The following is a 26,502-nucleotide window of genomic DNA, read 5'->3' as shown; positions in this document are numbered from 1 at the left end:
GAAGCATGCCAATTATTAATCGTATAAAATCGTCCAGCTCTTTCAAAAACTGCATAAACCTTAACGATATTTTGATAACCGCAGCAATAATTGAGGACACGTTTAGTGTTACATGTTTGGTTACGAGCGCAGCATAGCCCGCTAGCTGTCTGGCACGAAGATGTACAGCAATGGCAAATGGTTGATGGTTGGCAACAGCTGCAAACAATCTATGGTAACTATAAGTCCAATAGCCAAAAGACGCTTTGTCTATATTTTCCCTCAAGTCATGCATTGCACGTGGACACAGCGCTTAATGCTGCTCAGCTTAAACAGCTTGGTAATAGTGGCAAGCAGTACTTATTTGAAGAAACGTCATTAACGCCTATTGAGCAATTGAACATCCGTCAATTGAGCCATGTTGATACGACGCAACTGTACGCACTGGTACAAAACGACATTGAGTCCTGGCAACAAAGCGCGCAGCTAGCCGGTATGAATATAGTAGCGTTACTGCCAGATTTTTTATTATTGCCACCGCCAGAAGAGGGCGCAGGTCAACAAGTAATCCTTTATCAAGATTCGCAGACTATGCTGCTGCGCCAATCATTGCGTCAGGGTATGGCCGTCAGCTATTTGCCGTTAATGTTTGAGCGTTTCCCGCATTTGAGTGAGGTAATGGTACAGCCGTCTATTGAGGCAGCTATTGACGCATCGGTCGACTCACTAGATTCATCATCGTCCATGGATTTAGTAGCGCAAACTAAAGCGCTGATCGCTGATCATCAGCTGCTACTGACGATCCTACCTACAGTACCTAAGCCAATTGACAGTCCCGAACGTCACGCGCTTAATTTCTTTATGAAATCTACTGACTCACAATTATCACCATACCTACGGGTGGCGATGATGGTTGCGCTATCAGCGTTAGTACTGCAAATGGCAACCGATGGTGTGCAGTGGTACAAGTATAATGAAGCGACCGCAGCAACCAAGACTGCAATTGCGGCACAGTATCAATCTTGGTTCGCCGATGAGCCACTGAGTACGCGCACCAAACTGCAAGTACAGCTGCAACCAAAACTGCGTAGTGATAGCCAAGCGCCTGCATCGCATATGGCGGCACTGTCACGCATATCACCGCTGATTAAACAGTCCTCATTGCATGCGCAGTCACTGGTAATGCAACCATCAGCGCTCAGTTTTACCTTGATTGCTCCAGATCGCGGTAGTCTTGATAAATTTACGAGTACACTAGTAGCACAAGGCTTAAATGCCAAACTTGCGCAAGTGAATAGTAATGAGCAAGGTCAGTTTAGTGGTCAAGTCACCGTCAATGTGGTAGAAAATAATATTGTAGAAAACAGCGACATGGCAAGCAATGCGGCAGCGTCGTAACTCATCAAGGTATTGGTAATAAAGGTCAAAACATGAAACGATTACAACGCCGTACCAAACGTAATGCAGCTGTCTCTGCAACCAGTACTAAGGCTCATGTATTGTCAGAGCGTATGAATAATTATCAAAATGTACTCACGACGCGCTGGCAAGCATTACCTCCCCGTGATCAGCTAGCATTAGCTATATTGTCCGTATTTCTACTGTTGTTTATTGGCGGCTATGGTGGCTATAGCGTTCATCAAGCAGCGAGCGATAGTAAGAGTGACTATCAGGAGCAAGTGGCGGATTATTTTTGGTTGCGTGCTCAAGCAGGTAATATTGATAGTAGTGCATTGAATACTGGGAATAACGCTACTGGAGAGTCTGATATGCCACCCGCTAGTCGTATCAATGCGCTGCTCAATAACTCAGGTATAGCAGATGCTCAGGTGGTTGCGACTGGTGATGCAGTGCAACTGAGCTTTACGCATCCTAGTCAAGCGGTTGTCAGCACTGCACTGGGTAAGCTTGAACAGCAAGGTTGGCAATTTACACAGCTATCTATGCAGCAAGATCTGACCAATAAATCTATTCAGGTACAAGCAACGGTTACTTCTTAAAACGCGTCAGACTGTGATAGCAATTTTAGATACTTATAACACTGTGTGTCTAGTATTCGACACTCAAACCTCGACAGCAGAATACTGCTTTATCGTTGGTATCATTGAAAAGCCATTTATCCGGCTCCATTAAATAGTTAACCATATGACTATTGAATAAAAATATTACCAGTAAGGAAAACCTCACATAATGCGGGACAGTATGAGCAACGATAAGCGCCGTTCTTTAATTACTTATAACCACATCACTTATTTCTTATATGTGATCAGCTACTTTACCGCTGGTCTATTGTGGATTGTGCCGATTGTCATGAACTATGCTAAGCGCCATGATGCTAATGGGTCATGGTTAGCCACGCATTTCGATTGGCAAATCAAGACCTTTTGGTACAGTATCGTCTGGTTCGTCATTGGCATTATTTTGATTACCTTTGCGCTAGGTGGCTTTGGCGTTAGCGTACTGGCGGATAGTGGCAATATCGCTATTGGTTCAATATTATTGGCTGGTCTTGGTTTGCTCATTATGACTTTTACCTTTATCTGGCATTTATATCGCATTATACGTGGTTGGATTGCGTTGACTGATGGACGTCCAGTACCGTAGATGTTTAAGAGTACCTTTGTGCTATGTCTTTAGCTTAGAAAGCGGCAGCTTATCGTTATTTAGCAGAGACTCATCAGCATTGGTTACTGCTTAAATGTAGAAATTTAGCGACTGAAACTTTGCTCTTATTTCTGTTAAGCTGATATAATCGCTGCGCCCGATTTCATTCGCATTTTTTATTCACTATTTCTTCCAAGCAGGGTCTGCCATCACTATGTCTTATGCCTTACTTCGTCCTTTTTTGTTTAATATGGATCCCGAACACGCCCATGAGATGACGCTATCTTTATTGGATAAAGCGCATAAAGCGCGTGTTTTAGGCTTGGCGTATGGTCAGTCAATGCAACCAACAGATTGTATGGGTTTGCAGTTTTCTAACCCAGTCGGTCTGGCAGCAGGCATGGACAAAAACGGCGATTATATTGATGCGCTGGCTGAGTTAGGATTTGGTTTTATAGAAGTAGGAACCGTCACGCCAAGACCGCAAGTAGGCAACGACAAGCCAAGACTGTTTAGAATCAAGCAAGCAGACGCGATTATCAATCGTATGGGCTTTAACAATGAAGGCGTTGATTATCTGATCGACAATGTCAAACGCTGCAAATACAAAGGCAATATCGGTATCAATATTGGCAAAAATGCCGCTACGCCGGTAGAGCAAGCCGCCGATGATTATGTGTATTGCTTAGAGCGTGTGTATCCGCATGCCTCATACATTACGGTCAACATCTCATCGCCAAACACCAAAAATTTACGTGATTTGCAAAGTGGTGAAGCGCTGACTCAGCTGATGGATACGATTAAAAACCGTCACAGTCAGTTGGCTACTGAATATGGTTTTTATGTCCCATTAGTGCTTAAAGTTGCTCCAGATTTAGAGCCATTACAAGTTGACTATATCTCGCAGCAATTAATAGACTTTGAAATTGATGGTTTGATTGCGACCAATACAACACTAAGCCGTGTAGGTGTCGAAGACTTGCGTGATGGCGACCAAATGGGCGGCTTATCTGGTCGTCCTGTGAGTCATATTAGTACTCAGATTTTGCAACAGTTCTCTGATCAGTTAGATGGTAAAGTCGCTTTGATAGGCGTGGGTGGTATCGATAGTGGTGCCAAAGCCGTCAAAAAAATCGAAGCAGGCGCAGACATGGTACAGCTCTATACGGGGCTTATTTATCGTGGTCCTGGGCTAGTGCAGTCTTGCATTCAGGCAATCGGTGGCTATTACGATGCCATGGAAAGTTAATCCACTAAATAAGGTAATAAGGCGTAAAGCATGAGTGGTTTAGATATTGTGATTGCTATCGTTGTCTTGATTGGCTTATGGCGCGGCTTTCAAGTAGGACTGATTAAAACAGCAATAGGCTTGGTAGGTTGGTTTATCGCCCTTATCGCTGCTACTAGGCTGGCAGGAATAGTGTCGCCCCAATTAACGGGTATCGTGCAAAACCCTGTGTTACAGATGGCAATGGCCTTTTTATTGGTAGTGATTGCCATATTGGCAATCATGCATCTGATAGCGTTTGTATTCTCAGGCGTGCTCAAAACCTTACGTTTGGGCGTCTTGGACAAAATGGCAGGCGGCGTACTGGGTGCTGCCAAAAACGTACTAATGGTCTTGGTTGTATTGAGCGTCAGTGCGCCATTGCTAGTGCAGATGCCGCAGTGGCAAACCTCCGTACTAGCGCCAGAGCTAATGCCATATGCACCGATGGGCAAGGCGTTGGTATCAGATATATTAGGCATGGCTTGGGATCAGGTCAATCAGTCGTAATTGTTTAATTGCCTATTATTTTATCTGACTGTCTATTATTTTACTTCTTTTTATACTTCTAAATTTTTGCACGTGTCACTGATAATCAAACATAGGTTATCGAAAAATCTCGTTAAGTTTCTTACAATATCATCAGGTTAGCGGCGTGCGACAGTGAATGATTTTAGCAATATACTGTCGTTAATTTTGCCGTTATTGTCGTACTAATGTATGAGTCAAAATAGGATATAGCTATTATGTGTGGAGTCATTGGAGTTGCAGCTCACGAACCAGTCAATCAGATTCTTTATGACGGTTTGACGATGCTACAGCATCGCGGGCAAGATGCAGCAGGTATTGTCACTTTGCAAGATGGGCGACTCTATCTACGTAAAGAAAATGGCATGGTACGTGACGTATTTATGAATCGTCATATGATGAAACTGGTTGGTAAGTTTGGTATCGGTCACGTTCGTTACCCGACAGCTGGTACTTCTAGCAGCGCTGAAGCGCAGCCATTTTATGTCAACTCACCATATGGTATTACCCTTGCGCATAACGGTAACTTGACCAATGCTGAGAGTTTGGCCAAATCTTTGTATATCGAAGATCGTCGCCACCTTAATACTGACTCAGATTCTGAAGTACTGTTAAACGTACTAGCACATGAGATGCAGAATTTAGGCAAAACACATCCAACGGCTGATGATATCTTTGAAGCAGTAAAAGCTGTCTATAAGCGCTGTGAAGGCGCTTATGGCGTTGTAGCTCTGATCACTGGTCATGGCTTACTTGCATTCCGTGATCCAAATGGTATCCGTCCACTTATCTTTGGTAAGCGTATGGCACCGAATGGCGGCACTGAGTATATGGTTGCTTCTGAATCAGTTGCATTGACAGGTTCTGGCTTTACTATCGTTCGTGATGTAAAACCAGGCGAAGCAATTTTCATTGATTTGAACCATAAACTGCATACGCATCAGTGCGTCGAGCAAAAAGAATACACGCCTTGTATCTTTGAGTATGTTTACTTTGCTCGTCCAGATTCAATTATGGACAATATCTCAGTTTATAAATCACGCCTACGCATGGGTGAAAAACTGGCAGATAAAATCCTTGCGGAATGGGGTGAGGATCACGATATCGACGTGGTCATTCCAATTCCAGATACGTCGCGTACTTCAGCGATGGAGCTAGCGCTAAAAATGAACGTCAAGTACCGTGAAGGGTTTATGAAAAACCGCTACATCGGTCGTACGTTTATTATGCCAGGTCAGCAGCAGCGCAAAAAATCAGTTCGCCAGAAACTAAGCGCTGTGCCGCTAGAGTTCAAAGGCAAAAATGTACTGTTGGTTGATGATTCTATCGTTCGTGGTACGACTTGTCATGAAATCATTCAAATGGCACGAGATGCTGGTGCTAACAAGGTGTTTTTTGCCAGTGCTGCGCCACCAGTGAAATTTCCAAACGTATACGGCATTGATATGCCAGTACGTAGCGAGCTTATTGCCTCAGGCAATAGTGTCGAAGAAGTACGTGATATCATCGGCGCTGATCGTTTGATTTTCCAAGATTTGGATGATTTGATCGATGCGGTAAAAGATACCAAACATAGCCGAGTGGAAGGTTTTGATTGTGCGGTATTTAACGGCTGTTACATCACTGGTCAGATCAATGAAGCGTATCTTGATCACCTGCAAGAGCAGCGTAACGATACTGCCAAGACTGGTAAAAAAGGCGTACAAATAGTGGCTGATACCCCAGTTGATATGATGGGCGTAGAAGAGCTTTAAGTCGTACTAAAGCCATTGTTTTCAGATAACAAAAAGCTAGATTCTAAATAGAATCTAGCTTTTTTATGTTTAAAATATCGCTAAGGGTACTGACGTTTATATAAGTGGGCGGAATTTTTAGCCTAAGAAACTGCTAAATAGCCAAAACAGACCATTGATTGCTGCGATACCAACAACCATACTGACCAAAAGCTGACGGCTGATATGATAGATAAACAATACCAAAATAAGTGCACCGACTTGTGCCATTAATAGATGTAATTCGGTATCGCTGAAAGCAACAGTCGTCGATATGTCTTGATAGGAGAGGCTAGTCAAAATAAGCAGCACCATCACTGATAATGGCAAACTCTCATTTAATCGATGTAGCCAAGGTGTATCGAGCAGCTTTCTAGGTATCAGTGCGGGTAGCGCACGAGTGATAAAGGTCACTGCTGCCATGGCAAGCGTAGCAAAAATAAGATAACTACTGGTCATAAGAGTCTCCCGTCTTTTGACGCTCTATCCAAAACCCACGTACCAAAATCATCAACATACAGATAGTGATGGCCACTAGTAGCAACCAGTCACTGGTAAATAGCGAAGCAATGATTAAGCCAAGCACGGCAATACCAATCGGGAAGTAGCGTTTGATACTTTGAAATTGCTCATAAGCAAGAATTGCAAACAGACAAACTAACGCAAAATCTAAATTTGGCACCAAATCACTGAGCGTACTACCAATCATTACGCCAACCGTACTCGCGAGCACCCACCAGCTTTGGTTAAATAGGCTGATAGGAAGTATCAGCGCTCGTCGCGACTCATTTGGTAAGCTGGTCATGATCGAAAAAGTCTCGTCGGTCAAAGCAAACAGACAATACGTCTTGGCCAGCTTATTTTTCGGTAAATACTGTAATAACGGCATACCATAGAATACATGACGTAGATTAATCGCGGCAATATTGGTGGCGATATTGCCAATCGGTAGGCCAGCGCTCAGCATTGGCAGACAAGCGTATTGAGCTGCACCAGCATAGAGAACGATACTGAGCATAATCGTTGCCCATATCGGGATACCTGCTACCTGTGCGAGTACACCAAAGGCAATACCGGCAGGCAGATATCCCATAGCAACTGGCAAGCTTTTCTTAAAGCCCTCAGCCCAGTGGTAGCGGTTTTCATGTTGATGGCTTAATTCATTTGAATGAGTATTCACATGACATCCTAAATTTTTCTTATGATATTTTTATAAATCTATCGATATAAAAATTATTGATTCAAACGGTATTGCTGCAAAATTAAAAAGTGAAAGACGAGCTTAATAAAAACGTTCTATCGAAAATTGATAGAGCAAACATATTATAAAATTAACTAAGCTTCAGGTTGTAGTTTTTCATAGCTGTCAGTCTGATTGGCACGGTACAAAAACCCACCTAGAATGACTAGTCTCAATAATAATAGACACCACACGCTAAGCCAAATACCTGTCATATCCCATTGTTGATAGAGCAGCCAACTCAACGGAAAGAAAATAGCAGCCAGTATCAGCGCCGCATTACGGATCACGCTACCAGCCGTTAAACCGAAAAATATCCCATCCAGCCAATAGGCACCAACGCCGACAAGAGGCAATAATACGGCATATAAATGATAGTCATAGGCGAGGGCAAACACCGAATCAATATTGGTCATGAATCCTAAATACGTAGGCATTACAAGCCACCAGATGGCGCTTAACATGATAGCGAGGCCGTAACTAACCACGCCTGTACGACTTATAATAATACGAAAACGTGGCCAGTCACGTCGCCCTGCAGCTTGCCCACTTAGGGTCTCAGCAGACACAGCGACGCCGTCTAAAGCGAAGGCAGATATGCTTAATACTTGCAATAAAATGGCATTAGCAGCCAGTATGACATCACCGCTTTGGGCAGATAGGCGAGTAATCCAAGCAAAGCTTAGCGTTAAGATAAGAGTACGTACAAAGATGTCTTTGTTCAAAGAAAATAGCCTAAGCATCTTTTCTTTCGTAAAATACTGTCGATCTGCTTTAAATAATACAGACCACGATATTTTTAAATGTTGACGGCTCAACCACAGCGCCATCAGTATTCCAAACCAAAATGCAATAGTGGTTCCTAGTGCGACACCAGCTAATCCCATCTGCATTGCAAATACAAAAAACAAGGTCAGTACGATATTAAGTACGGCAATAAAGCCCTGTTGATAAAGCATATAACGGGTCTTACCTTGTCCTGCAAACCAACCAATAAATGCAAAATTCATCAGCTCTGCGATCACGCCCCAAAAGCGTACGTCTAAGTAGGTTTTCGCTGCGCGTCCACTCTCAGGATTGGCTGATAGTGCTTGTAAGCCAAAATCAATCAGCCAGGGCTTTGCCAGTAGCAATATTGCTCCAATAACAAACGCCAATAGTAACGCGCGTTGCAAGATAGACAGCAAAGGCGTGGGCACTGATACGGCCGATGTATTGCTAGTATTATTCGCCAGCTGTCCCAATGCCTGCGCAGCAAGCCCAGATGATGCATACTGCAAAAAGTTAAAGCTAACAAGCAATAGCGACAGCAGTTGTATGGCTAGACCCATACCAGCAAGTTTCGCCGTGTCATTCATATTACCTACAATGGCCGTATCAATAACGCTCTGCAATGGCATAGCCAAATTGGCCAGTAGCACAGGCAATGCAATCGCGACAATACGCTTATAGCTTGTGTCAATAGGTGGCATCGCGTGAGAAGTTGCGGAATTAGCTGACATGGGTGACTCGTTTATACGTGAACAATAAAGAGGTGTGTTCGTTAAATGATAATAGACTCGTAAGGCAATACATCTAATATGAGAGACAAAATAGCTATAAAGACAAAAGCACCTAGACTCATTATTCATGAGTCAGGTGCTCTTATTTAAACATTGTAGCTGTGCACTCAGTAATTATATAAAGTGTGATGACACGCTAGTTCAGCGTATCAATCCATCTAATATACCTTACTAAACGTTGTCTTGCTCAAACATTTTTGGATCATTGAAAGTCACGATTTCTTCTTCAAACTCTGGTTTTACTTTTACGATAAAATCATCACGTGACAGACCCATGCGCAGCGGAATCGAACTGGCGATATAAGTCGATGAGTAAGTACCCGCAAGCAAACCAATAAACAGAGCTACTGAGAACCAGTATAATCCATCACCGCCCAAGAAGAGCATGGCTAGTACGACCAATAGAACAGTTGAAATGGTCATAATCGTACGGCGTAGCGTTTCGGTCAATGACAAATCAATCGTCTGCTCTGGCGTAATTCCGCGAACACGGCGGAAGTTTTCACGAATACGGTCATAGACAACGATGGTATCGTTCAATGAATAACCAATCAATGCCAATACCGCAGCCAAGACTGTTAAGTCAAATGGGAAACCGAATAGTGCAAATACACCGATGGTTACGACGGCATCATGGAACAGTGACAGTACAGCACCTAAAGACAGTTTGAACTGGAAGCGTAGGGCAACATAGCCAAGCATACATACCAGTGCCAATACCAATGCCATGACTGAGTTTAAATAAACCTCATTACCAACTTGGCTACCAATGATATTGACGTTGCTAATCGTAGCGGTGTTGCTAGGTAATGCCAGTGCTTGCGTCAGATTTGCGCTTAGTCCATCGACGTTATCAGACTGAGGGGGCAGACGTACGAGTAGCTCTTCACGCGTACCTAGGTACTGTACAACAGCATCATCGAAACCATTGTCTGCTAGTGCTTGTACAACAGCAACTTGCTCAACAGGCTGCTCATAACGAACATCAGCAGAGACACCACCAGTGAAATCGAGGCCTAAATTCAGACCGTTTACCGCGATAGCAATGATACTACCGATCACCATAAATAAAGATAGTAGTGCCATCGGCTTTTCTATCTTCATAAATGGAATGATACGCTGGTTACCAACTGCCTTGATGCCACCTTCAGCGACAGCTGCGGCATCATCAGCGGCGTCACCTGATATTACGTCAGAATCAACAGTGGTAGACAGTGCCTGACTGTCTTTGGCATTCTGACCTTTACCACCGCGACGACTAGGGCTTTTGCCTGACTTTGCGGTAGTAGGGTTATTGGTTTTAGTATTGCTACCTTTACCATCACGACGCGGTTTGTTACGGCGACGCGTACTTGCATTGGTCGTCTCACCGTTTGAGCCATTTCGATCAGGATTATTCTGCTGTTCTAAAGGGTTGTTATTATCGATCGCCATAATATTCTCCTAACCGATGCTCAGACTTTTGATGGATTTACGCTTACCATAAGCAATTTGTACCAGTGCACGTGTCACCAAAATAGCGGTGAATAGCGAGCTGACAATACCAATAGCTAGCGTAATCGCAAAGCCTTTAATCGGACCAGTACCAATCGCAAATAAGATAAACGCGACCAATAAGGTTGTAATGTTGGCATCAAAAATACTGCTAAATGCGCGATCGAAACCTGCCACGATGGCTGATTTTGGCCGTACGCCATTGGCAATCTCTTCTCGTATTCGCTCAAAAATCAGTACGTTGGCATCAACTGCCATACCGATGGTCAAAACGATACCTGCGATACCAGGTAGGGTAAGTGATGAACCCAAAATTGACATAATCGCAATGATAATAATAACGTTAACGGCTAGCGCAACGTTGGCAATCACCCCAAACAGACGATAGAAGATAATCATAAACGCGAAGACTAATAGATAACCGACCTGCGTAGAGAACAATCCTTTATCGATGTTTTCCTGACCGAGTGATGGACCAATAGTGCGCTCTTCTACGAAGTACATCGGTGCAGCAAGTGCGCCTGAACGTAGCAATAGGGCAAGCTCAGCTGCTTCAGCACTACTATCTAGACCAGTAATACGGAATGACGAACCCAGTACCGCCTGAATGTTGGCGCGGTTGATGACCTTGGTTTCAGCGTAAGGTGTGCGTACTTCAGTCGTCTCACCAGTGGCTGGATCTTCTTCGTAAGTGATTCTTTGTTTGTTTTCAATGAACAATACAGCCATCTGTTGACCAACAGCTGTACGAGTGGCGTTCTGCATGAGCTTGCCGCCAGCACTGTCCAAGGTGATACTTACTTCAGGTAGACCGCTTTCATCCAAGCCAGTTTGTGCGTTGGTTACTTTGTCCCCTGTGACGATCGCTTGACGATCTAACAGTACAGGAGGACCATCAAGTGTTTCGAATGGGAATGCTTCTGTGCCCGCTGGAGGTATGCCACCAGTATAAGTGTCAGCATCTTCTGCCACCATACGGAACTCAAGGTTTGCAGTACGACCAAGTACACGTTTTGCTTCAGCAGTATCTTGTACACCAGGTAGCTCAACGACGATACGGCTAGCGCCTTGCGACTGTACCAAAGCTTCGGTAACACCCAGCTCAGCAATACGGTTACGTAGAGTCGTTAAGTTCTGATTGACCGCGTAGCTATTGATTTCGTCAAGTGTCGCATCGTTATACGATAAGACCAATGCAGGACCTTGATCATCAATAGAAGACTGCAAGTTAAACGTATTGCTCATCGAGCCTTGCAATACATTTTGGGCACGGTTACGAGTATCAGTATCAGCAAAATGCAATACTACGCCGCGATCTTCGGTTTTGATACCTTTGATTGCTACTCGCTCAGCACGTAGCTCACGTCGCATATCGCGACTGGCACTGGTCAAACGCTGTTCAAGCGCCTTGTCCATATCGACTTCGAGTACAAAGCGTACACCACCACGCAAATCGAGACCAAGCTTCATCGGTCTTGCACCAATATCGCGTAGCCACTGCGGGGTAGTCTGTGCTAGGTTAAGGGCAACGACATAGTCTTCGCCCAAGTTTTGACGTAGCACTTCTTGCGCTTTTAGCTGATCGACTGGGTTGTTGAGGCGTACCAGCGCGCTGTTGCCCTCAAACGTACCATCGTGGTTATCTAGACCTGCCTCTTCGAGTAAGCTTTGAGACTCGGTTAAGATGCCTTCAGATAGCTGAGTTCCTGCTGCTGCGCTCGTAATCTGCACAGCAGGCTCGTCAGGGTAAAGGTTGGGGGCAGCATATAGACCGGCAACGAGTAGCACGACGGCAATTAGTAAGTATTTCCAAGCGGGATATTGCATAATCACTTCTTTAAGTTGATAAACGACTGGCGACGTAGGCCACAAGTTAGCAGATGGGAAGTTAGCGATAGCAACGGTCGAGTGCTATGTTCAGCAGCCGTCATCATGCACCATTGCGATCATCCGCGATGATAGTAACGCATAAAACAGTAAAGCAAATAATACAGATGTCTGTTTATCTGGTCATCAAAAATCATATGGCTAGATTGGATAAAGATAGGACATCTAAACAGTAAGCTTAATTTATATAGCAATTTTACCTTACTGCGCTAATAGCGAAAAATGACCGTAAATCATATACGGTCATTTTTTAGTCATTACATTCATTAATGTGACGACTATCGAATGTTCACTAATAAATTTTCACTAATAAAAGCTAGTGAACATTCTAATTAGACGCTTTCGATCGTGCCAGCAGGCAATACTGAAATAACAGAAGCACGTTGTACTTTCACGTCAGTATTGTTGTTTAGGCTCACAACAGCATAATCGCCTTCGATTGCTTTGATACGGCCCATTAAGCCACCAGCGAAAATGATTTCACTGCCAACGGTCAATGCGTTAACCATGGCACGGTGTTCTTTGGTACGCTTAGACTGCGGGCGAATAACCAAGAAGTAAAAAATCGCAAAAAACGCAACAGGCAGTAAAATCTGACCGAATAGACCTGCAGCACCTGCAGTCTCTGGTGCAGCATGGGCAGCTTGAATAAATAAGCTCATAATATCTCTCAGTAAGTCATAGACAATAATAAAATTAGACGCATAGTAACAAAAAATCCCAGACTTGGTAACTGTTAATCATAGGCTGAGCGTGTTTTTCTTAGCGTAAGGCATACTATCAGCCAACGGATAGGACAACAATGTTTTTACTACATTCAGATAACCTATATAAAGCGTCAGGCTAAATAGCTGTCATGAATTGGTTAGTAAAGATGTCGTCATACAACCGTTAATAGTAGGGCAATAAAAGTCATCAAAAAACAAAAACTTAAAAATGGTGACTTATTGTGAAATGGTATCATCAATGCTACTATCAAATGGCAATGATTGCCTGGATTTAGTATGCTACATATTGAACCATATTACGGCTTATTGAAGCATAGTATGGCTTTGAAATAGCGATTAAATCAGCTTTGAGTAACTATTTATACGATAGACAGATGTCTTTTATTACTTTGTTAAAGATAATCTAAAAATCAATATAAATTGCTCATGACATTATCTTCCTTTTACTCTTTTTAGGTTACCTAACTTGTTCACCACTTTTATGTTTGTACCTCGTTTATGTCGTCCGCGCGCTCATCGTAAAGACGCATCTGCAGAACCTCCCCCGAGAATGACTACTAGTTCTCGATTTGGTTATACTTCTTTTTCAGCACTATCTGCATTGGCAATTCTTATGCTACCGCAGGCAGTGTGGGCAGCTGGTGCTGTATCAACATCCAGCGAGGCGGCAGCACCAACTGCGCTTAGCGTTTCTTTATTGATATTTTTTGTCTTACTCGCTATTGGCGTTTCTTTTGTCTGTTCATTAGCAGAGTCTGTTTTGCTGAGCATGACGCCATCGTTTATTGCGGATGTACAAGAAACCAGTCCAAAAAAAGCAGAAATGCTTAAAAGCCTGAAAGTGGACAATATTGACCAGTCACTAGCCGCTATTTTAACGTTAAATACCGTTGCCCATACACTTGGCTCTATCGGTGCGGGTGCACAGGCTACGATCGTCTTTGGTAGTGCGTGGTTTGGTCTGTTTTCTGCCCTCATGACGCTTGCTATCTTATTCTTGTCTGAGATTATCCCAAAAACTTTGGGTACAGTTTACTGGCGTCAACTAAGTGGTCTGGTTGCTTATTTCGTTCGTGGCATCATCCTGCTGCTATACCCGTTAATTTGGTTCTCAGAGCGTCTGACGAAACTATTGGTACGCGGTAAAGAACCACAAACCTTTAGCCGCCGTGAGTTTGCTGCTCTTGCTAGTATCGGTGAAGAGTCAGGTCAAATTGACCCACTAGAGTCGCGTATTATTCGTAATCTGCTCGCATTTGGCGCCATTAAAGTCGAAGATATCATGACCCCGCGCTCAGTGATGCTTGCATTCGAAGAAAATAAAACCGTTGCTGAGCTATTGGTTGACCGTCCAAAGCTGACGTTTTCTCGCTTGCCAATCTATGATGGTGATTTGGATAACATTACAGGCTTTGTCCTAAAAACGGACATGCTACTGGCTAAAGTTAACCATGCTATGCACAAGCCGTTGACGCAATTTCAGCGCGACATCACTTTTGTCTTCTCTAAGATGAAGCTGTTTGACTTGTTAGAGTTGATGCTAAAAAACCGTATTCATATTGCGATTACAGTCGGCGAATATGGTGAAGTTAAAGGCTTGGTCACGTTAGAAGATGTGTTTGAGACATTGTTAGGTCTTGAGATTGTTGATGAAATAGACCGCGTCGAAGACATGCAGGCCTTGGCTCGTCAGATGATGGATAGACGGGTAGAGCGTTTGGGCATGAAGCTCAGCGATGATGAGCAGTATGAAGACAGTAACAGCGAACCTAAGTCCTAACGAAGCTTTAACGATGCCTTCATGAAGCCAAACTATAACGTTGACAGTTTAACCATAAGTATTGATGGTTCTAAAGATTGATGGTTTAAAAATGGTCAGCTCATTATGGGCTGACTATCAAGCTAGAGCCACAAAGTATATAGTTATTATGGCTAGAATCTGCAGTATAAATGCTTATGGATATTTGATTTGATAGCCTGTGTTTTTATTCGCAATAATTACACAGGGTGTCACATGGCTGTGAGAATTCGATGATAGGCTCGGCATATGATATGAGTATACTTATATAGATATAGATATAGATATAGATATACAGACACACTGCCAAAATAAATGATAAAAGAGCGTTAATCGTCAATATATGACACTAACGAAAAAAATATCGCTAAGGATTATCATGGAAAAATTATTGGGAAATAGGCTATTAGCTCTATTGGTGAAAAGCGCCAGCATCACTGCAATCGTAGCAGTAGCCAGCACCATCAGTATCAATGCACAAGCGGCAACTATGACCGAAGATTTGGTCCAGAACTATGCCGCCGCAATGAAAGCATCAGCGAATAGCCAAAGTATTAATCAGGTATCGCGCCTTGTATCAGATGACGCGCTTATTTCTTTATCTAGAAAAGGTAAATCTACCAGTTTAGACAAAGATGCGTACTTAAAGCTGCTTCAAAACAGCTGGAATGATACGTCTAATTATCGCTATGATATTTCGGTAGATAATGTGGTAATTACTGGTTCACAAGCCAAAGCCAATGTGACGACCAATGAGAGCTGGGTAAAAAATGGTCAGCAAGTATCATTTGTTACCACATCTCGTGTGACCTTGACTTTATCTACTGGTAATGCAGTGCTCTTGCGCGCTGTATCACAAGTGGCTATTAATTAAGTCATTATCGAGCAAGCAAGACTCAAAATATAATAGGTAACATAAACAATAGCTGATTGAGCTAGCTGCAATTTCGACCTATAGAAAGTCTTAGCTGGCTAACAATAGTCATTACTTAGTTTTATAGGCTACTTGAGCGTCTATTATTATCTTTTATATTAGGCTAGTCTTTGCTTTACATTGCATACTATACTATCCATCAACTTTATCTTATTAATTTCTGTCGTTAGGAAACCTCCAATATCATGTCTACTGTGCTATCACACTCTCGCTCATTTATTGCGTTGCCATTGACGCTTGCGGTATCCACTTTACTGATTAGTGCGTGTAGCAATACATCAGCGGTAAAAAACAAAGGTGCGACCAATAGCTCATCTGTCATCACCAAAAGTCCTACCAATCAAGGGGCTAATACAGGTAGTGCAGACTACTCAACTGCGTTTTTAGATGCAGAGAGTTTGGATGAGTTGGCTGACTTGTTAGAAGCCACTGACATGACCATGGTAGAAGGTAACCAGCTTGCTATTCAGCAATATGGTGATTTGTGGAATCGTCTACGCGCAGGCTACCGCATGAATGGTGGTAAGCCAATCTATAATCAGCGCATTGAAGGTCAAAAAAGCTGGTTTACTAGTAGACAGGATTATCTCAATCGCCTAACTGCACGTGCCAGTCGTTATATCTATCATACGGTACGAGAGGCAGAGCGTCGCAATATTCCAACAGAGCTTGCCTTGTTACCAGTTATCGAAAGCTCTTACGATCCAAGTGGTACGAGTAGTGCGGCAGCTGCGGGCTTATGGCAGTTTATTCCAAGTACAGGCCGTATCTATGGCTTGAACCAAAGCAGCACTTATGATGGTCGTCGCGATGTGATCGAATCGACACGTGCTGCCTATGACTTTTTGACAGCACTGCACAACCAGTTTGGTAGTTGGGAGCTAGCATTGGCTGCTTATAACGCTGGACCTGGCCGTGTACAAAAAGCAATTGATGCCAACGCAGCGCGCGGACTGCCAACAGATTACTGGTCACTTCAATTACCGACTGAAACGATGAACTATGTGCCACGTTTCTTAGCTGTAGCCGAAATCGTCGCTAAGCCTGAGCAGTATGGTGTGTATCTACCAGCTATCGCTAACCGTCAGCATTTCCGTAGTGTACCAGTTAACTATGGTGTGAGCTTGGCAGAAGTATCGCAGTTAACTGGAGTCAGCTATGATGAGCTAGAGCGTCTAAACACTGCACTGACATCAGGCCGCGTTGATTCTTCAGGTCCACAGCGTGTCATCATTCCTAACGACGTCAGCCTCAATGCTGATGCCAAATTAAGTGGGCTCAGAGGTAACGGTACAGGCAATGTACTCGCCTCAAACAACGCAGGTAGCTCAAGCACGACAGCGACTACGCCAAGCTATAATAACAAACCCTATACTGCCTCATCACTACCGTCTACTGGTAGTGCATTGGCTGATTATGCCGCTAGCGCAAGTGTACCTCAGCAGACTACCAGCTACATCTCACCATCTGCGACGCCAACTAGCAGCTCGGTATACAGTGGCAATTCTTCAGCTCGTACTGAGCCACCACTGACCACAGCAGAGACTAACAAGATTAATGCTGAGCTTAAGAGCAGTAACAGTCTACCGACTACCTCAGCTCAGATTACTCAGAACAATACGATTGTCCAAGAGCCACCGCTTAGCAAAGAAGAGCGTGATTTCATCGCCAATCAAATCCGGAGAAATACCTCTGAGACCAATGTTATCAATGCTGATGGCAACATTAATCTATCAGCCGTACAAACACAGCAGTCTATCTTAGAAGCGAGTGGTGCAGAGAAGAAACTTAGCTTTGCTAAAACCTCGGTAAGTAAGCCAAAACCTCAAGGCACTCGTACCACTTATACGGTCAAACGTGGCGATACGCTCTCGAACATTGCGAGTCGAGCAGGGGTTAGCTGGCGTGATATCGCAGAATGGAACCAGATAGATGCCAGTGCCAATTTGCTCTCTGGCAGTACGTTATATCTATATAATGCCAAGACTATCGAGCCATTGAGTACTGCTAATAACGCCGCCGCTAGTCAGCCTGACAGTTACGTCGTACAAGGCGGTGATACGCTTATCGGTACGGCTAATCGTTTTGGCTTATCGGTCACTCAGCTAGCCAGCTATAACAACCTGAGCAGCCGTGCTGATCTGCTCAAAGGTCAGAAACTATGGCTCATACCGGGTAAAGTGACTACACCTGCGACGACACCTGCAGCGCCTTCTACCAAGCCGAGTAAATCAAGCACTGCGACCAAAAACTATAAAGTAAAAGCAGGGGACGGATTAATTGCATTGGCACGTCAATTCAATGTGTCGACAGATACTTTAGCCAGTCTCAACGGTATCAACAGCACAAGTTCGCTATATGTTGGTCAGACGCTTAAAGTGCCAGCCAGTGTTGATTTCGATGCTACAAGTACGACAAGTGCTAGTAGTAGTAACAGCTCAAGCTCGGTCGCGACCACCAATTACAAAGTAAAATCAGGTGATACGCTGATTGGTATTGCGAACAGCATCGGAGTGAGTGCAACGGAGCTGGCTGCAGTAAATAGCAATTTTGATGCAAAGGCTCGCTTGCAACGTGGTCAAACGATTAAAGTTCCTGCTACTAAAGAGTTGGTTGACCGTCAGCTGAATGACAAAGCGGTCAGCTACAAAGTAAAATCAGGTGATACGCTAACGGGTGTCGCTAAACGTTACAATATTGGCTTAAGTGATTTGGCATCAGCAAATAATTTGAATACCAATTCGAATTTGATACTGGGCCGTACTATCACTATCCCTGCTAGTGGCAGTGTGGCAAGCGCATCTAGTAGCAGTCAAAGCAGCAGCTCTGCTAGTAGTAGTAGCTCAGCAAGCAGCGGAACAAAACTGAGCAATACTGAAAGCTACAAAGTTAAATCTGGTGATGGCCTGATTGCTCTAGCACGTCAGTTTGGCATATCGGTAGAGGATTTGGCAGCGACCAACGATCTAGCGACCAATGCTCAGCTACAACGCGGCCAAACGCTTAAAGTACCAAAAGCAACGGTAAGCTATACGGTTGGCTCGGGTGATAGCTTGATTGGTCTAGCACGTAAATATGGTGTCTCAACACAAGAGCTGGCTGATATGAATAATATTGCCGCGGATACGATGTTGCAGCGTGGTCAGCGTCTAACTGTTCCAAATCGTTAACGAATAAGATATTAATGGATACCGTTTATATAAGGCGTCACTAATATTAATCGTATCGCACAAAAAAGCTGCTCTTTATAAGAGCAGCTTTTTTTATTCAATAAAAATGACTTACTGTTAGAAGTTAGCTTGCGAACCGTTTAGTAATAGCTACGAATTAGACAGTCTGAGTTTTAATAGTCTCAAGATAGCTTCGGATATTACTGACATAATGCATGGCTTGACCATAGCGGCTATTCGACGCTCTATTATCTGCTAAATAAGCATAGACGTTTGCCCAGCTCTTATCATCTATACCTTGAGCTCGCAGTTCGCGTTGGATTCTTTTTACTGCATTGGGACCCATGTTATAACCTGCAAGGGCAAACCAGATACGGTCAGTTTTTGGCACATCAGAGAAGTCTGCTTTTACTTGCTCTAGATAGCGTGCACCGCCGCCAATGCTTTGGTAAGGATCGACACGGTCTGAGACGCCCATCGCTTTTGCAGTGTTATTGGTCAGCATCATTAACCCGCGTACGCCAGTCGGCGAGACAGCGTTGGCATCAAGGTGTGACTCTTGATAACCCATCGCGACCAATAGTTCCCAATCATGATTGTAATTGCGTGCTTGCTCTTCAAACGAAGATTGATAGTCCGGTAACTTTTCCGTCAACGTTCTCTGGAAATGATCCTGACTATAGGCATCTTTAAGCAAGTTTTGATTGTAGAACGCAGCAAGTTTTTGTGTGTTTTTTAGCTTGATGCTATCGCACAAAAAGTAACTGGCCTTTCTTGATAGTGGATCATTGGATGAGCTAAACGTCCAACTTACTTTAGGGTGTAGACCGTTCTTAGTCAGACTAGAATCATAACCACAGCTGACATTGATAGACGATAGGTTCAACTGGCTTTTTAGCTTGGTGCTAGCCGTGGTCAGCGCCATGTCAGCGTTGCCACTTCTTAGTGCTTTTAGTGCCGCTTCTTCACTGGCATAGGCTTTTAGGTTGATATCGACACCGAGCTCGTCGGCATAAGTGCGCACCAGATCAAACCCAAAACCATGTTGGAAGCCATCGGTAGCAAAGTAAGTGCTATCGCCTGGTACCGCAGCAATGGTCAAGGTGTTTTCCAGCATGACATTGTCATAGGCTGGTACCGATGTGTTCATGGTCGTCAAACTCTCAGCGGGCAACGAGAGTAGAGCGATGCTAGAGATTTGTGCCAGCTTCTTGGTTCTGGCAAAACGATTAGACGCAATAGGGGTAACGGATGAAACGATGTTACTTTTGGTGTTCAGTAGGCGTTTAGATGGACGCAGTAAATAAGAAATACGGCGTTTGGCCCCTTGCGCAGATACTTTTACACGATAAGTAATACGCTGCATGGATGTCTCCTGATTTTAGCCATCCTTCTTACCGCAAAAACACGTATAAATATATGTGCATAATATTGACATATATCGATATCGTATTTTAAATAGAGTGGCATTTTTAATAGGATAAATGCCGCTTTATCTTGTTTGACTATAGCACCACTAGCGTACTCTCTCTAAGAGTTAGTGGGATAGTTTGTCGTCAGCCAGCTATCTATATGTCATAAGAGCATTCTAAACCATGTTTATAAGTACTGGTTTAAAATACTGAACGCACAACAACGCGAAGGATATAAATCAGATGATTCCTTCATCGATAACTAAATATGGCTAGTGGCCAAACAACTATATATCAAACATAGGTAAGGTCATGATTAAGTTATTGAGACAAAGACATAGCTTGAAACATTGAGGTAAGGATTCGCCAATGAGGCAAATACATTCATCTGTTTTAACTATGTTAACTTTGATGGCTAGCTATACTTTGAATCACTAATATTGAGTTACTAGTAATAGGATAGCTGGCTACTAAAGTTGTTTGTTCAGCGATAAGAATAAGCAAAATAACCAGAATTGATAGTTTATAGCTGTCTATCAAACTGGCTAGGTCATACCGTCATCGCGACACCAAAAATAAAAAAATACCATGCCGCTAACATATATAGTGCAAACATAGTATTTCAATGGGTAGCGGTTTAAAACCTCATCACTGATATAGCATGATAAAGTCTTAAACAACTACCAGCATTATTTTAGTGCCATAACCGGAAGCTGTAATAATGGGAAGTTTCATGACAAAACGTTCTTTCTTACGAGTAGTAATATGCGGTTACTAATTGCATTATTCAAGTGGAGTTAAGAAAAAAGCGATAAAACTTAACAATTAAGATATAAACGGTTAATTTTCCAGATATTTGGTACATAATAATCAAAAATAGAATAACAAAGTTTAAATAGTAGACAAACTAGACTTTATGCTTATGGTTTGACTATAGCTGTTAGCAAGGCTGGTTTGGCTTTTGAACTATCGTTTTCTTTATAAGCTTTTCTCTGCAAATTGTTCTCTATAAATGACCACCGTTTAAAATAATATTTTAAGTGGCTAGTTTATGCTGGGTTTTCGATATCGATAAAGGTAACTGGCAGACCAAATTTTTGAGCGACTATCTCTCCTAACGCTTGAATACCGCCACGCTCCGTTGCATGATGACCACAAGCAAAATAGTCAATCCCAAGCTCACGCGCGCTATGCGTGGTACGCTCAGATATCTCACCTGAGACAAACGCATCACAGCCCATAGTAGCAGCCTGCTCAATCATATCCTGCGCACCGCCTGTACATATACCCACACGTTCGATCAGCCTGCCATTTGTCTGAGCAGAAGCGTCTGTATGATACTCAGCTGAGATATGTAATGGCGCGCGACCTAAAGCTTGAGTAATGGTTGAAATGAGATCGTCAGCAGTTTGCGGTGTGCAAGTAGCGATATTGCCCACAGGATGGGATTCGGTAGGATAGAGCGCACCAGTAATCGTCATGCCGAGCATGTCAGCAAGTTTTGCGTTGTTGCCAGAGATTGGGTGTGCATCAAGCGGTAGATGATAGCCAATCATAGAGATACCATGTTGCATCAGCTTGCGCACGCGTCGACCTTTCATCCCAGTGAGCGTAGCAGGTTCGCCTTTCCAGAAGTATCCATGATGTACCATAATCGCATCGGCATTGTCAGCGATGGCAGCATCTATCAAGGCTTCACAAGCCGTGACACCAGTGACGATACGTTGAATCGGGCGTCCACCATCGATTTGTAGACCATTTGGCGCATAGTCTTTAAACGCGCTGGTAGATAAGTAGTCGTCACAGAACTGTGTCAATGCCTGAGCGCTAATGCTTTGAGTATTGGATTCAGCTGTCGTATGATTTGCAGTCATTATGTTTTCCTGTCATCAATAAAATGTATGTCGTAAGGTGCTGTAGATTAACTAAGCAAAAATTATGTATTATCTGTCATGTTTGAGAGTGTTTGGTTTTGGACTTCTCGCTTTATGTTCAATTCTCGAAATGTTGAAGTGTCGAGCATCGTAAAAGCTATTTTAACATGCCGTTGTAAGCAAGCAGACAAGCTGGATAACTGAAATGGTACACGATACGTTACTATTTACTGGTATTGCGGTTATAATTTATACACGTGAGTCTGCCTAGCTGTATAGCATTTGACCATCTGATGAATGGGTCAACACTAGCTAAGCGGTCGCCATTATCTCACTTCGTTTTTCACTGTCTGTTTGCAATAAATTTATAGAGGTTTTATATGTCGTCATCCCGGAACACCAATAACAAGACGTCTTTATTAAAATGGTTACCTTGGGTCTTATTGCTGCTAGTGTTGGCAGCGTTTATCTGGTTGTTCACGAGTATGAAGTCGACGTCGGAGGCCACATGGGAGCCGCCGAGAACCCCGCCTGCAGAGCAGCAAGCAGCAGAGCCAGTGTCGGACACGCCAGCGCCTATCTCTTCTTATCATAATGCAGTGGCGCGTGCATCGCAGTCTGTGGTCAATATCTATACGACGCAAACGATGACCGAGCATCCTTATATGGATGATCCTGTACTGCGCCGGTTTTTTGAATATCATGGTGGCCCATCACAGGAGCAGGGCAATACCAATTTAGGCTCTGGTGTGATCGTATCAGAAGATGGCTATATCGTGACCAATGCCCATGTGATCGAAAAAGCAGATGAGATCACAGTCGCGTTCAATGATGGTCGTAAGAGTCGTGCCAGAATCATCGGTACAGATCCTGATAGCGACCTAGCCGTGATCAAAGTCGATATGACAGGGCTGACGCCACTTGGTTTCCGCGAAGATCCGATTCGTGTGGGTGATTTAGCCTTAGCAATTGGTAATCCATTTGGTGTGGGTCAGACAGTGACGCAGGGGATTATCTCAGCGACTGGTCGTACTGGGCTAGGCGTCAATAAGTTTGAAGACTTTATCCAGACCGATGCGGCGATCAATCCCGGTAACTCAGGCGGCGCACTGGTCGATGCTCATGGCGAGCTAGTCGGTATCAACACCGTCATATTCTCGCGCTCTGGTGGCTCGATGGGTATTGGCTTTGCGATTCCGACGGCACTGGTTGAGCAAGTGATGAATGCCTTGATCAAAGATGGCCGTGTCAGTCGTGGCTGGTTGGGTATCGAGATTCAGTCACAGCTACGTGACCCAACACAGTTAGAGACGTCAACAGGCGTAGAAGTGCTAAACGTCATTGATAACAGCCCAGCGGCAAAAAGTGGTCTACGTGTCGGTGATATTGTCCTAACCATCGATGATGTCGAGATGACAGATGCTAATACCTTGATTCAGTATGTTGCCCGTAAGCCACCAAACACTGAACTGGATGCGCAGATATTGCGTCAAGGTAAAAACGCCCAAGTAAAAATCACGCTAGAAGAACGTCCAGCACAAGAGCCACTTGAGCGTCCTGTCGTACTGCAAAATGAGAGCATGGGTGGAATGGAGCAGCCAAACATTCAAGGCGATGAAGAAACGCCAATGATGTCAAAGGCAGAGCGTGATCGTATGCGCGAAGAGCTGATGAAACTGTTTGAACAAGATGCCGCGTCGCAGTAAGTTGTAGTTATTCTTACCACTAGGTGCTGACTCATAATGTATATATGAGTCAGCACTTTTATTTAGCTAATAACATAAAAAAGCGCGCTCCTTATTTAAAGGAGCGCGCTTTTTGTTGGAGCTGATTTTTCTGAAACTAGAAGTAACAGGCTAGGTTTATTTATACCTAACCCTGCTATAACTTCTCAATTGGGTCATGATTGATATAAATAACGCCTTGCACACGGCAACAGCAGGGCAGGATCTCATCTTCTTCAATCATCGCCAGTGGGTCAAATGGATAATCGACCGTATGTGAGCTAGCAATACGCTTGACTCGGCAACTACCACAGTAGCCTTCGCGGCATTGGTAGTTTACATCGTGTCCGGTGCGTAGCAGTCCATCTAGCAGACTTTCGTCATCATGTAGATAGAACTGCTTTTTACTGGTCATTACCCAAGTCATCGTTAATCCTATTGGGATATGTCTGTGCTATTGCTATCCCTACTATTAACCCATAAGCCGATTACAGCGGTAGAAATTTTATAACCTCAAATTTCTACCGTTCAAGCCTTTATCATTCCAAGCTCTTACAATTCAAAGTCATCAAAATCACTATCCGATAAGTCAGAGTCAATCTGACCAACCAAGTACGAGCTAATCTCAGTCTCTTGCGGTGCTACTTGCACATTGTCAGATGACAACCACGTGTTGATCCACGGAATTGGGTTTGATTTTGAGTTCGGGAACGCCGCTGGCAAGCCGACAGTTTCCATACGTAAATTGGTGATGTACTCGATATATTGGCAAAGGATGTCTTTGTTTAGACCAATCATCGAGCCATCTTTGAACAGATAGCCTGCCCATTCTTTTTCTTGCTCAGCCGCCTTGCGGAAGATTTCGATACTTTCTTCATAGCACTCTGCGGCAATCTCGACCATCTCAGGATCGTCACGACCGTTGCGCATGAGGTTCAGCATATGCTGCGTACCAGTCAGATGCAGCGCTTCATCACGAGCGATTAGCTTAATGATTTTGGCATTGCCTTCCATCAATTTGCGCTCAGCAAAGGCAAACGAGCAAGCAAACGACACATAGAAACGAATCGCTTCTAGAACGTTGACCGCCATAATGCACAAGTACATTTGCTTTTTCAGCGATCGTAAATCAACGGTCACTTGCTCGCCATTGATGTTGTGCGTACCTGGACCATACAGGCTATATAGCTGTGAGTTGCGGTACAGCTCATCATAATACTGGGCGATATCAGAGGCACGGCCTAAGATGTGCTCGTTTTGCATAATGTCATCAAAGATAATATTTGGATCGTTGACGATATTACGAATGATATGCGTATAGCTGCGTGAGTGAATGGTCTCAGAGAACGACCATGTCTCAATCCACGTCTCAAGCTCAGGGATAGACACCAGCGGCAGTAGCACCACGTTTGGACTACGACCTTGGATAGAGTCGAGTAGGGTCTGGTACTTGAGGTTGCTCAAAAATATGTGCTGCTCATGCGAGGACAGATTGCTAAAGTCGATACGATCGCGTGATACATCGACTTCTTCTGGACGCCAAAAGAACGATAGCTGCTTTTCAATCAATTGCTCAAAGATAGGGTGCTTTTGTTGGTCATAGCGCGCCACGTTGACGGGCTGACCAAAGAACATCGGCTCTTTTAGCGCATTGTTTGGCGTTTGAGAAAAAATCGAGTAAGTCATGGGACTGCCTTTATAATTGATACGGTTATTAATTTATAGGGGTTTGACTGGTTTTGATTTGATGTTATGACACTTTTTTGGATTATAGCGTTTTAGCTTAGAGGTTCTCTAGTGATATCTGTGACGACTCTTGCCCATCGTTCATATAGGCTTTGAATATCTCGCTCAGCTCACTATCATCTAGTGCTTCTAATTCATCGAGCGCGCTTTTGCGTAGGGTACTTACATCTGCATCGTCCGATAGTCTTTTTGTGTCTTTTTTGGTGGTTCTTGACGCTGGTTTTTTGGGTGCTTTTGCCACGGTTTTTTTGGTGACGGCTATCTTTGGTGCTTCATCCACACTTAACTGCTGACGCACCTCTGCAATATCAACCTCGACTTGTACGATATGCGAGCCACCATCGTTTAGGTCTGAAAATACGTTTGGGATAAACAAACCACCGTCTTTGATGATTGCGGTATATTGCACATGACCTCCGTCGTTTTAGTTCTATCTGTATGTTTTAATGATAACAGTAGCCAATCCCGCCTACCGCTTGTATCTGCTTTGCCGCTGGCGTGCAGTCTATTGTGTCTGACCGCATTCCTGTTGTCTCGATACTACACTCAGTCACGGACTGCATCGCCATCGTCGTCAGCAGGATACCGCTATAGTCGCGGCTAAAAAGCCTTGCTTGGGCGTCTTTATTTGTCCTTAGCGACTCTTCCGTTTGGGCATAATTTGATATCCGCTTTCCATGCTTTTGAGTAGGTTGGTATCGAGGTACGAGACCCAACAAAGACTCAAACCGTTGGGTTTCCTTCGTCAACCCAACCTACGTGCTCAGCGTACCTTGCAACACT

Annotated in this window: 22 protein-coding genes; 10 read left to right on the top strand and 12 right to left on the bottom strand. The window is 43.8% G+C overall.

From position 1 onward, the window contains the following. Positions 1-105 precede the first annotated feature (105 nt). The 6 genes from gspL (at position 106) to purF (ending at position 6,132) form a co-directional block, all read left to right on the top strand. The gene (gene gspL / locus HCZ91_RS00850; protein WP_179797387.1) at positions 106-1,377 is read left to right on the top strand and encodes a type II secretion system protein GspL; all 1,272 of its coding nucleotides are present in this window, start codon (positions 106-108) and stop codon (positions 1,375-1,377) included. A gap of 32 nt (positions 1,378-1,409) precedes the next feature. Beyond that, positions 1,410-1,979, top strand: coding sequence for a type II secretion system protein GspM (gspM, locus tag HCZ91_RS00845; protein WP_179797385.1), 570 nt, complete (start codon positions 1,410-1,412; stop codon positions 1,977-1,979). Between the two features lie 202 nt (positions 1,980-2,181). Continuing rightward, a complete protein-coding gene (locus HCZ91_RS00840) occupies positions 2,182-2,583 on the top strand; it encodes a hypothetical protein (RefSeq protein WP_227526596.1) in 402 nt (133 codons plus the stop codon). Between the two features lie 214 nt (positions 2,584-2,797). Continuing rightward, positions 2,798-3,832, top strand: a complete 1,035-nt coding sequence (locus HCZ91_RS00835; RefSeq protein WP_179797383.1) for a quinone-dependent dihydroorotate dehydrogenase — start codon at positions 2,798-2,800, stop codon at positions 3,830-3,832. 30 nt (positions 3,833-3,862) lie between these two features. After that, positions 3,863-4,360, top strand: a complete 498-nt coding sequence (locus HCZ91_RS00830; RefSeq protein WP_179797381.1) for a CvpA family protein — start codon at positions 3,863-3,865, stop codon at positions 4,358-4,360. 236 nt (positions 4,361-4,596) lie between these two features. Next, the gene (gene purF / locus HCZ91_RS00825; protein WP_101205374.1) at positions 4,597-6,132 is read left to right on the top strand and encodes an amidophosphoribosyltransferase; all 1,536 of its coding nucleotides are present in this window, start codon (positions 4,597-4,599) and stop codon (positions 6,130-6,132) included. A 117-nt stretch (positions 6,133-6,249) separates the two neighbouring features. On the opposite strand, the gene HCZ91_RS00820 is transcribed toward purF, so the two are convergent. The 6 genes from HCZ91_RS00820 to yajC all read right to left on the bottom strand — a co-directional run bounded on the left by HCZ91_RS00820 (position 6,250) and on the right by yajC (position 12,995). Then, positions 6,250-6,609 carry an AzlD domain-containing protein gene (locus HCZ91_RS00820; RefSeq protein ID WP_160020849.1) on the bottom strand — a complete coding sequence of 120 codons (360 nt, stop codon included), beginning with the start codon at positions 6,607-6,609 and terminating at the stop codon, positions 6,250-6,252. After that, positions 6,599-7,330: an AzlC family ABC transporter permease gene (locus HCZ91_RS00815; protein ID WP_160020848.1), complete on the bottom strand. Its 732-nt coding sequence runs from the start codon at positions 7,328-7,330 to the stop codon at positions 6,599-6,601. The genes HCZ91_RS00820 and HCZ91_RS00815 overlap by 11 nt, the downstream gene beginning before the upstream one ends. Before the next feature lie 155 nt (positions 7,331-7,485). Continuing rightward, positions 7,486-8,892 (bottom strand): MATE family efflux transporter, encoded by a 1,407-nt coding sequence (locus HCZ91_RS00810; protein WP_179797380.1) that lies wholly within the window; start codon positions 8,890-8,892, stop codon positions 7,486-7,488. Positions 8,893-9,123: 231 nt separating this feature from the next. Continuing rightward, the gene (secF, locus tag HCZ91_RS00805; RefSeq protein ID WP_179797379.1) at positions 9,124-10,386 is read right to left on the bottom strand and encodes a protein translocase subunit SecF; all 1,263 of its coding nucleotides are present in this window, start codon (positions 10,384-10,386) and stop codon (positions 9,124-9,126) included. A gap of 9 nt (positions 10,387-10,395) precedes the next feature. After that, positions 10,396-12,273: a protein translocase subunit SecD gene (secD, locus tag HCZ91_RS00800; protein WP_101205370.1), complete on the bottom strand. Its 1,878-nt coding sequence runs from the start codon at positions 12,271-12,273 to the stop codon at positions 10,396-10,398. Positions 12,274-12,665: 392 nt separating this feature from the next. After that, positions 12,666-12,995 (bottom strand): preprotein translocase subunit YajC, encoded by a 330-nt coding sequence (yajC, locus tag HCZ91_RS00795; protein ID WP_057759529.1) that lies wholly within the window; start codon positions 12,993-12,995, stop codon positions 12,666-12,668. A 616-nt stretch (positions 12,996-13,611) separates the two neighbouring features. On the opposite strand from yajC, the gene HCZ91_RS00790 reads away from it, so the two are divergent. The 3 genes from HCZ91_RS00790 to HCZ91_RS00780 all read left to right on the top strand — a co-directional run bounded on the left by HCZ91_RS00790 (position 13,612) and on the right by HCZ91_RS00780 (position 18,963). Continuing rightward, positions 13,612-14,841 (top strand): hemolysin family protein, encoded by a 1,230-nt coding sequence (locus HCZ91_RS00790; protein ID WP_257019923.1) that lies wholly within the window; start codon positions 13,612-13,614, stop codon positions 14,839-14,841. Positions 14,842-15,238: 397 nt separating this feature from the next. Next, entirely contained in the window at positions 15,239-15,733 is a 495-nt protein-coding gene (locus HCZ91_RS00785; RefSeq protein ID WP_179797377.1) for a hypothetical protein, read from the top strand. Between the two features lie 245 nt (positions 15,734-15,978). After that, positions 15,979-18,963 carry a LysM peptidoglycan-binding domain-containing protein gene (locus HCZ91_RS00780; RefSeq protein ID WP_179797375.1) on the top strand — a complete coding sequence of 995 codons (2,985 nt, stop codon included), beginning with the start codon at positions 15,979-15,981 and terminating at the stop codon, positions 18,961-18,963. A 157-nt stretch (positions 18,964-19,120) separates the two neighbouring features. On the opposite strand, the gene HCZ91_RS00775 is transcribed toward HCZ91_RS00780, so the two are convergent. Together HCZ91_RS00775 and HCZ91_RS00770 are read right to left on the bottom strand one after the other, a co-directional pair. Beyond that, complete coding sequence (locus HCZ91_RS00775) at positions 19,121-20,329, bottom strand: transglycosylase SLT domain-containing protein (RefSeq protein WP_179797372.1); 1,209 nt, start codon at positions 20,327-20,329, stop codon at positions 19,121-19,123. Positions 20,330-21,424: 1,095 nt separating this feature from the next. After that, the gene (locus HCZ91_RS00770) at positions 21,425-22,249 is read right to left on the bottom strand and encodes a Nif3-like dinuclear metal center hexameric protein (protein ID WP_179797370.1); all 825 of its coding nucleotides are present in this window, start codon (positions 22,247-22,249) and stop codon (positions 21,425-21,427) included. Positions 22,250-22,629: 380 nt separating this feature from the next. On the opposite strand from HCZ91_RS00770, the gene HCZ91_RS00765 reads away from it, so the two are divergent. Beyond that, a complete protein-coding gene (locus HCZ91_RS00765; RefSeq protein ID WP_179797367.1) occupies positions 22,630-23,955 on the top strand; it encodes a trypsin-like peptidase domain-containing protein in 1,326 nt (441 codons plus the stop codon). Positions 23,956-24,130: 175 nt separating this feature from the next. On the opposite strand, the gene yfaE is transcribed toward HCZ91_RS00765, so the two are convergent. The 4 genes from yfaE to HCZ91_RS00745 all read right to left on the bottom strand — a co-directional run bounded on the left by yfaE (position 24,131) and on the right by HCZ91_RS00745 (position 26,468). Then, the gene (gene yfaE / locus HCZ91_RS00760; RefSeq protein WP_057759542.1) at positions 24,131-24,400 is read right to left on the bottom strand and encodes a class I ribonucleotide reductase maintenance protein YfaE; all 270 of its coding nucleotides are present in this window, start codon (positions 24,398-24,400) and stop codon (positions 24,131-24,133) included. 125 nt (positions 24,401-24,525) lie between these two features. Further along, the gene (gene nrdB / locus HCZ91_RS00755) at positions 24,526-25,659 is read right to left on the bottom strand and encodes a class Ia ribonucleoside-diphosphate reductase subunit beta (protein ID WP_057759544.1); all 1,134 of its coding nucleotides are present in this window, start codon (positions 25,657-25,659) and stop codon (positions 24,526-24,528) included. Between the two features lie 97 nt (positions 25,660-25,756). Further along, positions 25,757-26,128, bottom strand: coding sequence for a hypothetical protein (locus HCZ91_RS00750; protein WP_179797365.1), 372 nt, complete (start codon positions 26,126-26,128; stop codon positions 25,757-25,759). 34 nt (positions 26,129-26,162) lie between these two features. Then, positions 26,163-26,468 carry a hypothetical protein gene (locus HCZ91_RS00745; RefSeq protein ID WP_179797363.1) on the bottom strand — a complete coding sequence of 102 codons (306 nt, stop codon included), beginning with the start codon at positions 26,466-26,468 and terminating at the stop codon, positions 26,163-26,165. Between the last annotated feature and the right edge of the window lie 34 nt (positions 26,469-26,502).

Source organism: Psychrobacter sp. BI730, from assembly GCF_013414195.1.
In the GTDB taxonomy this organism is placed as follows: domain Bacteria; phylum Pseudomonadota; class Gammaproteobacteria; order Pseudomonadales; family Moraxellaceae; genus Psychrobacter.
This window is presented reverse-complemented; position numbering and strand designations above follow the sequence as displayed.

What these genes read in the sequence shown, in the direction of transcription:
- gspM (WP_179797385.1), top strand. Translation starts at nt 1,410, where the DNA reads ATGAAACGATTACAACGCCGTACCAAACGTAATGCAGCTGTCTCTGCA.
- HCZ91_RS00840 (WP_227526596.1), top strand. Translation starts at nt 2,182, where the DNA reads ATGAGCAACGATAAGCGCCGTTCTTTAATTACTTATAACCACATCACT.
- HCZ91_RS00835 (WP_179797383.1), top strand. Translation starts at nt 2,798, where the DNA reads ATGTCTTATGCCTTACTTCGTCCTTTTTTGTTTAATATGGATCCCGAA.
- HCZ91_RS00830 (WP_179797381.1), top strand. Translation starts at nt 3,863, where the DNA reads ATGAGTGGTTTAGATATTGTGATTGCTATCGTTGTCTTGATTGGCTTA.
- purF (WP_101205374.1), top strand. Translation starts at nt 4,597, where the DNA reads ATGTGTGGAGTCATTGGAGTTGCAGCTCACGAACCAGTCAATCAGATT.
- HCZ91_RS00820 (WP_160020849.1), bottom strand. Translation starts at nt 6,609, where the DNA reads ATGACCAGTAGTTATCTTATTTTTGCTACGCTTGCCATGGCAGCAGTG.
- HCZ91_RS00810 (WP_179797380.1), bottom strand. Translation starts at nt 8,892, where the DNA reads ATGTCAGCTAATTCCGCAACTTCTCACGCGATGCCACCTATTGACACA.
- secF (WP_179797379.1), bottom strand. Translation starts at nt 10,386, where the DNA reads ATGGCGATCGATAATAACAACCCTTTAGAACAGCAGAATAATCCTGAT.
- secD (WP_101205370.1), bottom strand. Translation starts at nt 12,273, where the DNA reads ATGCAATATCCCGCTTGGAAATACTTACTAATTGCCGTCGTGCTACTC.
- yajC (WP_057759529.1), bottom strand. Translation starts at nt 12,995, where the DNA reads ATGAGCTTATTTATTCAAGCTGCCCATGCTGCACCAGAGACTGCAGGT.
- HCZ91_RS00790 (WP_257019923.1), top strand. Translation starts at nt 13,612, where the DNA reads ATGACTACTAGTTCTCGATTTGGTTATACTTCTTTTTCAGCACTATCT.
- HCZ91_RS00785 (WP_179797377.1), top strand. Translation starts at nt 15,239, where the DNA reads ATGGAAAAATTATTGGGAAATAGGCTATTAGCTCTATTGGTGAAAAGC.
- HCZ91_RS00780 (WP_179797375.1), top strand. Translation starts at nt 15,979, where the DNA reads ATGTCTACTGTGCTATCACACTCTCGCTCATTTATTGCGTTGCCATTG.
- HCZ91_RS00775 (WP_179797372.1), bottom strand. Translation starts at nt 20,329, where the DNA reads ATGCAGCGTATTACTTATCGTGTAAAAGTATCTGCGCAAGGGGCCAAA.
- HCZ91_RS00770 (WP_179797370.1), bottom strand. Translation starts at nt 22,249, where the DNA reads ATGACTGCAAATCATACGACAGCTGAATCCAATACTCAAAGCATTAGC.
- HCZ91_RS00765 (WP_179797367.1), top strand. Translation starts at nt 22,630, where the DNA reads ATGTCGTCATCCCGGAACACCAATAACAAGACGTCTTTATTAAAATGG.
- yfaE (WP_057759542.1), bottom strand. Translation starts at nt 24,400, where the DNA reads ATGACTTGGGTAATGACCAGTAAAAAGCAGTTCTATCTACATGATGAC.
- nrdB (WP_057759544.1), bottom strand. Translation starts at nt 25,659, where the DNA reads ATGACTTACTCGATTTTTTCTCAAACGCCAAACAATGCGCTAAAAGAG.